Raw genomic sequence first — 6824 nt, 5'->3', positions numbered from 1 at the left:
TACCACCAATATTATATGATGCAATAACTGAGTTAACGAAGAAAACACCAACACCTAAAATAGCAGCTAAACCTACACCTACAGCAGGATCAGTGACTAATTTACTACCTTTAACAGCAGTGTCAATACCATAGTATACTAATCCACCACCGAAACCACCGAGGAGTCCACCAATGAGACCACTTACAAATGGAGTAGTAGGTACACCATGACCTTCAGTACCAGGAGTTTTATATCTTTCTTGGTTACGTCCGGTAATCATATCAGTTGATACTTTTGATGCAGCAGGTACTACACCTACACCAAAGATGTAGATTAAATTAGCAATAAGCATAGTAATACCCATCATTATCATAGCACCAATAGCACCACTTATACATATTATATAAAATGGTTGACCTGTCATAGAAGCAGCAGTAATAAGTCCTGTTAAACCTGCACCAGCAGCTAACATAGCAGTACCGGTACCTACACCAGTAGCGGTTGCCATAGCTGCAGGAGCTCCTCCTACAGGAATAAAGTGCACACCAGCACCAATCATAATACCGCCTATTGCGATGAATAAAATTAAACTAATTGGATCCATAATTAGACCTCCTTATTCTTCCTCTGCAGCTTCTTCTGCTTCTTCAGCTGGTTCTTCAGCAGCAGCAACTTCTTCAACATCTCCAGATTCTTCTAAAGCACCTTCATCGTATGGTCCGTAAGTATTTCTTGCGAATACTTCTAATCTATCATTCATAATAATTAATAAGATAACAATGATAATACCAACAATGATACCGCCGTAGAGTCCGAATACAACAGTATTCCAGAAACTGAAGAATACAACGAGACCGAAACAGAAACCAGTTAATGGTCCACCGAATTTAGCACAGAAGTTTACTACATCCATAGAGTTTTTAGCACCTAATGGAGCTTTAGTAACTATATCCCCTTGAATAGCTACAGGAGTACCTCCACCAAATTCGAATTTTTGATATTCACTTTCTGCACCGTAATGTACATCCCCAGTTGAGGAACCGATAGCACCTAAAGCAATACCCCAAAGCATAGCTAAGAGAGGTAATGGGAATACATGTAACGGTTGAGCAGACATACCTAATGGAATAGTCATTAAGTAAGAAATTCCAACAATACAAAAACTAGTTATAAATCCGTGACCAACGATTGGTCCTAAAGATTGTGTTAATACATCCATAAACAATGGTTGTTCGAATTGTGATTGACCGACAATCCTACCCATGTGAGATGTAACAGTATAAATAGCGTGAACACAAGCAGCGACAGCAGCACCAATTGCAATAGCAATAACTGGGAATCCAGGAATGATTCCAAACATAGAAATTAATATATATGCAATAGCACCAGCTACACCACACCAAACACCATAAGCGACTGGTTCACCAGAAGTCGCTTTGTTTATCATACGGTGTAAATGTCCCATCTGTGGAGCAAGTTGAACTTGTGAGTTAGGGTTACTTTGAGAACCGATATCAGATTCTAAGTCCTCTGCAGCCCCTCCGATAGTAGCAACTGCACCCATTAATGCAACAACACCTAATGTTACAGGGTCCATAATTTTTTTCCTCCATATTTTTTATTAAATTGATCATTTAATAAACATGAAATGATATATCCTTTCGGATAATTTTTGGTGATTTTCATCCATTAAAAATCACGAGTAATAAAATCAATATTACTATTTAATATTTTTCATCAATGTATAATATAAACTTTATGAAATTTTTCAAGTAAACTTGATTTTATAGTATTATATTTTATTAATGTACCATATAAATCTTTGTATTTTTTCAAGTTAACTTGATTTATAAAAGTGATAGATAGGTGAAAAATCACCTACCTATACCGTGTTCAACTATTTATTTTGCTGGGGTAATAGCAGTTCTTTCACCAGCAGGTTCGAATTCTCTTAATGCACCTTTAGCAAATTCTTCACGTACTTTACTGAAGTCGAAGCATAAGTTCTTATCAGCAAATGCGATTTTTACTAATGGGTTGAAAGCCCAAGCGTCTCCACGAGCAGCGTGAGGTGCTTGTGCGATACCAGCGTATTCACCTTGGTGTCCTACGTTCATTGCGTAGTTAGGATAGTTTGGTCCTCTCATTTCGAGTGGTAAACCTTCATCGTTTCTGATGGAGAATACGTTAGCAGCACCACATTGGTCTTGTAAATCGAAACCGTAGAATCCTAATCTGGAGTGTTGTTCTTTGTGTAAGTACATGGATAAGTACCATGCGCTTAAACCAGTTTGTGCATTACCAGTAGCGAATGCGGTTGATGCACCAGCAGCTGCGGAAATAACGGAAGCTCTTTGAGATCCACCGAAGTGAGTTTCGAGTAAAGCTGGGTATTCTTCGTATTGTTCTAATGCGTAGAATGCTACTTCAGTACCGACATCTAAAACAGTGTCCATGTTGTTAGGTGCAGCACATAATTCACCGTATTTGTCTTCGACGTAATCTTTACCGAAGTAAGTGAAGTCGTCTAATACGTTATCGGTGTATGCAGCGGTAGCATATTGAGTGAATCCTACACCACCAGACATGTAAGAACCTAACCAGATTTGGTCGTATAAAGCAGCACCTAAAGCTACTACTTCTAAGGTTACTCTTACAGGGTCGTCAGCATATACTCTGGAACCTTGACAGATATCTGCCATGAATCCGAATGGAACTCCACCAAGTTCGTTTTCTGCTCTTGCTCTTCTTACAGGTAAGTAGGTACCCATGTGAACAACTTCTGCGTGTTTGGATGCGTATGCGAAGTCACCAGTTGCACCTTCACCAGCACATTGGTTGTATGCGGAAATCATGGACATACCAATTTGCATAGCAGACCATCTGGAGGTGTTACCTCCGTCACAAACTCTTCCTACAATGGATGGAATTCTTACAGCTTGCCAAATAGCTCCGCCAACTTCAGCTTTTAAAGCTTCAGCTTGTTCTTCTGGGAACTCTTTGTTAATGTCTAAAACAAATGCAGAGTCAATTTCGTCTGCTAATTCGTCATCACCAGTAAATACTTTTACATAGGAATCTGCTACGATTAATGGGTCGGTTTCGACCATGTGTTCTTGAACAACTGCTGCACCAGGCATAGCGTGGTTTACAGTTTCAAGGTAGTTGGTAATAGTTTCAGGAGTTACTTCAATACCTAATCTTTTTTCAAGAACGTTGTGAGCAGTGTTTAATCCTACAATTACAGTTCTTCTAATGTCGTCCCAAGCTTGTTGAATAGCTGCATTGTTAATGTAATGTAAATCGTCACCTTCAACAAAAGTGTCAGTAGTGGATAATTGGTAAGACATTAAAGCTCTTTGACCTAAAGGAGAACCAATGTCCGGGTTGTACATTGGGATTCCTCTTTTTTCAGCTATTTCTTTACCTTCATTTACGAATGCAGTTTTTCTTTCAGATTGAGTCCAACCACCCATGTTATAGAATTGGGTTGTTTTTTCGGTTGGGTCTTCTTTGAATTTTTTTTGCATTGCATCTAAGAATTTTTTATCAGCCATGTTAACTACCATCCTACTGTTGGATTAAATGCACCAAAGGATCTGGAAACGTGTATTTTTTGACATACTTTTACAGCGTCTACATCATCTCTGTATGCTTCACCATCTATTCTGTAAATAGTGGTTTTTGCTCTTAAAGTTTCTTCGTCTAATGGTTCACCTAAGATAACTGGTTCGTCTAATTCTTTACCAATTTGGTCTTTAACCATTTCAACTTTACCGGTTTCTTTGTTGAATACTTGTCTTCTGAGCATATCGAACATTAAACCGTTTTCATCTAATCTTAAGGAGTGACCGTGTACACTTCCACCTCTAATACCGGTTCTTGCGGTATCGAAGTATTCGGTTTCTAAGAGATATTTGGAAATTTTTTCAATGTCTCTTTCTCTTGCTTCTACAACTTGTCTTCCTGATAATGTACCGGTATCGATTCCTCTAAATCTGCATAAGTAAGATCTAGCTCTTAAGAAAGGTTGAGCTGGAGCAAAGTACATGGAGTCTACGAATTGGATGTATCTAATTCTGTCTCCTGCTTTTGCACCGTCGATTGGTGCAACTAATTCTCTTACACTGTCATCTGGCTCATCCATTTCGTCTAATGGTGGGTGAACGGATTTATATTCTTCACCTGGAGCTTTATGACCTAATATTTTTACTACGTCTTCATCAGAGATTTCTCTTAACTTTTCTAACTCGTAATCAGGGTTAGTGAAGTTTCTTCTGTTTTGAGCAACCTGAGAAGTACCTGGATAAATTTGTACCATAATTATGCATCTCCTAATGCTAATTTAACTTTTCTAATAATTTCATCTAATTTTTCCTGTGAAATTGTTTCACCACGGATAACCCCTGTAACAATATCATCAATAGTTCCTACTGTTTTAATATCCTCGTCCTTTGGCATGACTTTAGAAGTTTTTACTCCAATTTTAGCAAAATCTTCGTGGTCAACCGGTGATTCGCATATGATAATGCAATGTTTATTGAGATTCCTTAAAATTAATCTTGCTTTGTAAATAATATGATTTGCAACTCCTCCAAGGTGGACTACAAGCAATTTGAAATTGTTCATTTGTTCTATTTCCTTATCGGTAACACCGAATAAGGTACCACCTGCAGCAGGAGAATCATGAGGAACTCCAGCACCAGCATTTAAAACCAAAGTACTTGTTAAAACATTGGCTTCACGTAAACCAAAAGTAATTTCACAAACTGGCTTGGTAATGTGTCTACGTCCCGGAGACATAGCTACTGCACATACGTCAGTACCACATTCAGCAAAAGTACCTCTTTGAGCAAGGCTTCCACCTTTTCCCATACCGCTTGTTTCCCTACAATCTACTACGTGAGTACAGCGTCCTATCATTTTAATCTAAGTCATCCTTTTTTATAATTTTCACGTGGTCATCGAATTTTGAATATTGATCTGACATTCCAACCAATTCATCGGGTATTTCTGTATCACCATATTTAATTCTATCAGTAACAGTTTTCTGTTTTCTGATATAATTTGCTCTGGTCTGATTAATATCAAAACCATATGGAATGTGTTTTTCACAGATTTTTTCGATTTCAGCAATTGTAGATTCCATAGTTATTTCAAGAAAGATTCTGGCAGTTTTAACCTGTAAAACTACATCTTCACCATTAATGTTAATAACTCTGCGTTCTCTATATTTTTCAGGTAAAGTTGCTTCACCTTTTGGAAATCTAGGCCCGTGAATAACTGTTCTTTTTACGTCATCTAATGACTCTAAGTCATTCAATAACTTTTCAGTTGTGTCGCTTCCAAGAACTCTGTTTGGGAATATTTCAATATCCATGATTAAACCTTCAAAAATTAGATTTATTCAAATTAATTAGATGTCACCTTTAATTTCATCAGCTGCGATAGCAACTGCTTTAATAGGTTCTCTGAATTCGTCAATTTGACTGTATACTTCTTTAATTAAACCAGAAGTTGCTTCCGGTGAAAAGAGTTGTGTTCCTGCATCTAAGGACATAGCAGCAGCTACACAAGGGATACAGAATCCTTTACTGTGTCTGGTTACAACGTGGTTACCGTTGAATAAACCAGGACCTCCTCCTCCGTAAATGGAGTGAGAGAAGAATGAGAATCCTACAGCTACACCTTCTGCTCTACCGTAGTCGAGACCAGGTAAACCAGTAGCGAATTCAAGGTTGTCGTTGAAGTATAATAAAGTAGATGGAATACCTTGAGCAGCACGAGCTGCACCTACGTTAACCATAGTTGCTGCAACAGCACCAGCAGCAGCGTATGCGTTCCATTTAGCTGCGTCATCAGTGTTGTAAATAGCGAAGTCGGTTAATTGTTCTTGAGGAGCAATAACACCATCTGCTTCTGCACGAGCAATAGTTGCTTGTACTACACTACCAACAGTACCTTCTGCACCGTTATCTTTTACTAAGTCGTATACTAAGTTATCAGCATTTAAACCTTGGTAAGCTAAACCTAATAAGTGTAATCTTTCAAAGGAACCTAAAGCGTCAGCCATTTCAAACATAGCAGTTTGTTCGAAAATAGCAGCTAATGCGGTAGCTTGGAAAGTATTTTTTAAGGTTGCAGCAGCGAAGTCGTTTGCTTTAACGTTTCTTAAACCGTAACCTGCACCTTCGAGTTTTTGTGGAATGTCTAACATGGTTGCGATGTTAGATCCTTTGTAGTCTACAGATTGTGGGTATCTACCTAATACTGCAGCTTTTACGAAGTTTGCATCGTAAATGTCTACACCACAAACATCAATTACAGATTGTACTAAAGCTGAAGCACTTGATAATGGAGCTACGGAATATTCAGCAGCAACATCAATTCTTTTGGTTGGTACTTGTACTAATAACCTTTTTCCTCCGGAAATAGGTGTTACAACAGTATCATCGTCTTCAGAAATTTGGATAATTTCTTTCATTTTTTCTGCAATTGCTTCTGCGTTGTCTACAATATCGAGATCTAATTCTCTTCCTAAGATTCTAGATTTGTCTCCACCAACAGCACCGGTTTTAACGGATTTTTCGAGTCCTTCTAAGTTTACTGCTACAGTTCTTTTAACACCTTTTACAATGTTTTGAATTGCAGGGTTTCTAATTGGACTTATAGCTTCGATTGGTACGTCAGATGCAATTTCGTTGCCTCTATCATCGAATAAATCGATTTTATCATCAAACTTTGCCATTTTTTCCCTCCTAAATAAATAGAGTTTAACTAATATACCACATCAATGGTAAAAACTTTTTTTTACCAAATTGAGTATAAGCTACAAAGCAAGT

At 37.9% G+C, this 6824-nt stretch carries 7 protein-coding genes; all 7 read right to left on the bottom strand.

Annotated features, from left to right (window positions below; translation table 11 throughout):
• A partial coding sequence (mtrD, locus tag ACKI44_RS05350; protein WP_407422283.1) for a tetrahydromethanopterin S-methyltransferase subunit D occupies positions 1–586 on the bottom strand: 586 nt, incomplete at its 3' end.
• Between the two features lie 12 nt (positions 587–598).
• The gene (gene mtrE, locus ACKI44_RS05345) at positions 599–1579 is read right to left on the bottom strand and encodes a tetrahydromethanopterin S-methyltransferase subunit E (RefSeq protein WP_407422281.1); all 981 of its coding nucleotides are present in this window, start codon (positions 1577–1579) and stop codon (positions 599–601) included.
• A gap of 304 nt (positions 1580–1883) precedes the next feature.
• Entirely contained in the window at positions 1884–3539 is a 1656-nt protein-coding gene (gene mcrA / locus ACKI44_RS05340) for a coenzyme-B sulfoethylthiotransferase subunit alpha (protein WP_407422279.1), read from the bottom strand.
• A 5-nt stretch (positions 3540–3544) separates the two neighbouring features.
• Complete coding sequence (gene mcrG, locus ACKI44_RS05335; protein WP_407422277.1) at positions 3545–4303, bottom strand: coenzyme-B sulfoethylthiotransferase subunit gamma; 759 nt, start codon at positions 4301–4303, stop codon at positions 3545–3547.
• Positions 4304–4305: 2 nt separating this feature from the next.
• Entirely contained in the window at positions 4306–4905 is a 600-nt protein-coding gene (mcrC, locus tag ACKI44_RS05330; protein WP_407422275.1) for a methyl-coenzyme M reductase I operon protein C, read from the bottom strand.
• Between the two features lies 1 nt (position 4906).
• Complete coding sequence (gene mcrD / locus ACKI44_RS05325; protein WP_407422273.1) at positions 4907–5362, bottom strand: methyl-coenzyme M reductase operon protein D; 456 nt, start codon at positions 5360–5362, stop codon at positions 4907–4909.
• Positions 5363–5398: 36 nt separating this feature from the next.
• The gene (gene mcrB / locus ACKI44_RS05320) at positions 5399–6730 is read right to left on the bottom strand and encodes a coenzyme-B sulfoethylthiotransferase subunit beta (protein WP_407422271.1); all 1332 of its coding nucleotides are present in this window, start codon (positions 6728–6730) and stop codon (positions 5399–5401) included.
• Positions 6731–6824 lie beyond the last annotated feature (94 nt).

It is taken from the genome of Methanobrevibacter sp., from assembly GCF_045646205.1.
In the GTDB taxonomy this organism is placed as follows: Archaea; Methanobacteriota; Methanobacteria; order Methanobacteriales; family Methanobacteriaceae; genus Methanocatella.
The sequence above is the reverse complement of the archived record's forward strand: the minus strand, read 5'-3'. Positions and strand labels throughout refer to the sequence as shown.